Source organism: Bacillus sp. 7884-1 (assembly GCF_002272245.1).
In the GTDB taxonomy this organism is placed as follows: Bacteria; Bacillota; Bacilli; order Bacillales; family Cytobacillaceae; genus Neobacillus.
Genome location: NZ_NPDD01000315.1, coordinates 1 through 2,983, shown reverse-complemented (window position 1 = coordinate 2,983; position 2,983 = coordinate 1). Strand labels below are relative to the sequence as shown.

Annotated in this window: 3 protein-coding genes; 2 read left to right on the top strand and 1 reads right to left on the bottom strand. The window is 35.8% G+C overall.

Annotated features, from left to right (window positions below; translation table 11 throughout):
• A partial coding sequence (locus CHI06_RS30160; protein ID WP_179292828.1) for a hypothetical protein occupies positions 1 to 740 on the top strand: 740 nt, incomplete at its 5' end.
• Between the two features lie 442 nt (positions 741 to 1,182).
• Positions 1,183 to 1,761 carry a biotin transporter BioY gene (locus CHI06_RS28845; protein WP_095252059.1) on the top strand — a complete coding sequence of 193 codons (579 nt, stop codon included), beginning with the start codon at positions 1,183 to 1,185 and terminating at the stop codon, positions 1,759 to 1,761.
• 779 nt (positions 1,762 to 2,540) lie between these two features.
• On the opposite strand, the gene CHI06_RS28835 is transcribed toward CHI06_RS28845, so the two are convergent.
• A partial coding sequence (locus CHI06_RS28835; protein ID WP_142301048.1) for a transposase occupies positions 2,541 to 2,983 on the bottom strand: 443 nt, incomplete at its 5' end.

Sequence of the window (2,983 nt, the reverse complement as noted above, 5' to 3'; positions counted from 1 at the left end):
TTGAACAAGCTGCCAAGGACGAAATTCTATACAAGGTTGCTATGAGGCAATCCTTTAACATCAAGCCGTTTTTACACCTAGATGAAATACCACCTGTCATCCTAGAACAAGCCGAGTTACAGTTACCATTAACAGATAAACAGACTTTACTTCTTAACCGACTTAAAAAAGCGCATGATAGGAAGGTAAGAATGGAGTGGCTACTAAGAAGCCTTGAACCAAAGGCAAGAGAGCTTTTAGAGTCTTTTCCCGAAGAAATGAGGGAAGAACTAATTTGGAAAATAGGGGAAGAGGATTATTACGGAATTCTTCCTGATGGTTTTCGTGATGAAGAAATAGAATTGTTTTTATCGATGGGACTCCCGCTATTAGATAAGCAGATTGATAGGATATATGCCTATAACACACATGTTAAACGGGAAAAAGAAGCACAGAGAAAAAAGGAAGAAGAAGAATATTGGCGTACAGTCCGTGAGCAACAAAACGGAGTCCCGAAACTGGTAATGACAAATACGTCATCCTTGGATTTTGAGACAATAAACGAAAGACATATTTCAACTCTAGAACAGGTATATAAAAGTGAACATGAGCTTAGCCGTGGCATGAAGGAAAGTTGGTTAAAAGTGCAAACATTGCTTGAGCAGTCTTTAAATGGAGAAGAAATTGACTATTCGAGCTTTAAACTTAATCTTAGTATGATTTGTTACGCCCTAAAAATAAAATTGGATAGTTATCTTTAATGGTACCCCAGATTTGTAAAGAAGCTAATGGTTTAGCTTCTTTTTTTATGGACTTGTTGATTTGCAAGAACATATATTGGAATATGCAAAAGAGAGGGAGAATAGATGGATGACTTAAATAAGCTTGTGGGTTTTTTTGGGTTTTTAGGATTTTTATTGGTCCATTCTGTCACTTGATGAAATACTTCATTGGCTAGGAGTTCTAAGGTCCAGATCCTTTCTGGAACACTTACTGTACTAACTGGCAGTTTAGTTCAACAAGTTGGATGAAATGCCATTTCTTTTTATGTTTCATTTGAAACCCTTTCAGATATTTCAAAATAAATCCTAGGAGGTGCACTGGCACCTCTTTTTTTTTGGGTTGACAAATTTTTTAAATATAAATATAGTTTAATTGTTAACCAAATAAAAAAATTAGTTTACATTTGAAAGGGAGAAACAAATGACAAATCCACAATTGAAATTAAGAATGATGATTGTGACAGCACTTTTTGCTGCAATCATTGGCGTAATGGCTCAAATTACAATTCCACTTCCGCTCGTTCCAATTACAGGACAAACCCTTGCCATTGGCTTAGCAGCAACAATCCTAGGTTCTCGTTATGGAACCTTATCGGTCATTTTATATTTAATTATTGGTTCTGCAGGAGTACCTGTATTCGCTGAATTTTCAGGTGGAGTTTCAAAGCTTATCGGACCCACTGGAGGTTATTTAGTTGGCTTCCTTCCAGCTACCTTCTTAATCGGATGGTTTATGGAAAAAACAGCCTTCAACTTCAAGAATGCTGTGATTGCTAATAGTATTGGAATGCTCGTTACTTTGGCATTCGGCACTGCTTGGCTAAAGATTGCTGCCGAGCTTTCTTGGCCAGCTGCTTTTGCAGGAGGATTTACTCCGTTTATCATTGTTGGATTAATCAAGGCTGCCCTTGCTTCGTGGATTGGTGTCTTAATTCGAAACCGATTAAATTCTGCTAGGCTATTGTTTTCAGAAAAAAAAGACCAAACAAAATCAGCCTAAAAAATTTTAATGTTTGTAGTTTATGCTTTAGATCCATCGCAGGGAAAGGCTAATAAACTCTTAATTCTGCCGTAAATGTGTTCCAATCCGTGCAAATAAAGCTTTATTATTTATGCAACTAACTGGTGCGATTGTTCAATAAGAGCAGTCGCTTTTTTCTTATTCAAGTAACGAAGCAGAATAGTTTAATAAGAAATAATTGCCAATCGGCTATAAAAAGTGTAAAATTACACTATATAGATTTAATTTGAGGGAGTGGCAATAGTGAGTGGCGAGACTTTACCTGGTTGGTTTTGGTTTATTTATTATTTATTTTTAATACTTACACTTATAACAACATCTTTTAGTCTTATTCGGAAAAGAAATGTCCCCAGTTCCATAATTAACTTGATTTTAGTTATAACTGTCCCAATGGTTTCTTTGTTTAATAGCATTGGAAGAACAGAAGGAACGGAATTGGATTACCTAATAAGTTCAATTAGTCAAGGATCTCTATGGGCAATCTTTGTTTTACAAGGATATTTGTATATGCTATTTTCCTGGATTCAATTTTTTGGGAGAACCAAGAAAACATTTTTACTTAGCTAACTGGTGCAAGAGCTCAGATTGGGTCGCTGCGGCGACTTTTTTTCTTGTTCCACTAAACCAGCTAATAGTTTGTCAATGTTTTTTCAATAAAAACTTAAAATATCTCATGCTATACTAAAAATGTGCATGCCAAATAACCTTCCGTTAGTCTAGTTTTGGAAGATTTTGTGTAATTTAGTTTATTTTTGGTTCTAAGCTATATCTTGGAAAGTTGTTCTGTTCTTTAAAAGGGCAAATATCCAATGTAAGTGCTTATTTACACATGCTATTACAGCTACTTTAAAGGGTTTTCCTTCGCCACGTTTCTTGTCGTAAAACTCTCGCATTTTCTTGTTACGAGGAATGATTTCATCCGTTGTTTTCTTTTTACGGCAATCACGAATCGCACAACGAACAGCCATATATAAGGCGTGACGAAGCCTACTTGACCCTCTTTTTGTTATTCGATTCTTTGTGGCTGTAAATTTACCAGATTCGAATACACTAGGATCAACTCCAGCAAAAGCTACGCGTTTTTTAGGATCAGTAAATCGATATATCTCCCCAATTTCTGAAATGATCGTTGCAGCGATCTTTTCACCGATACCAGGGATAGATTTGATAATATTATATTCTTCAACTTCTTTTGCGAGGG

What these genes read in the sequence shown, in the direction of transcription:
- CHI06_RS28845 (WP_095252059.1), top strand. Translation starts at nt 1,183, where the DNA reads ATGACAAATCCACAATTGAAATTAAGAATGATGATTGTGACAGCACTT.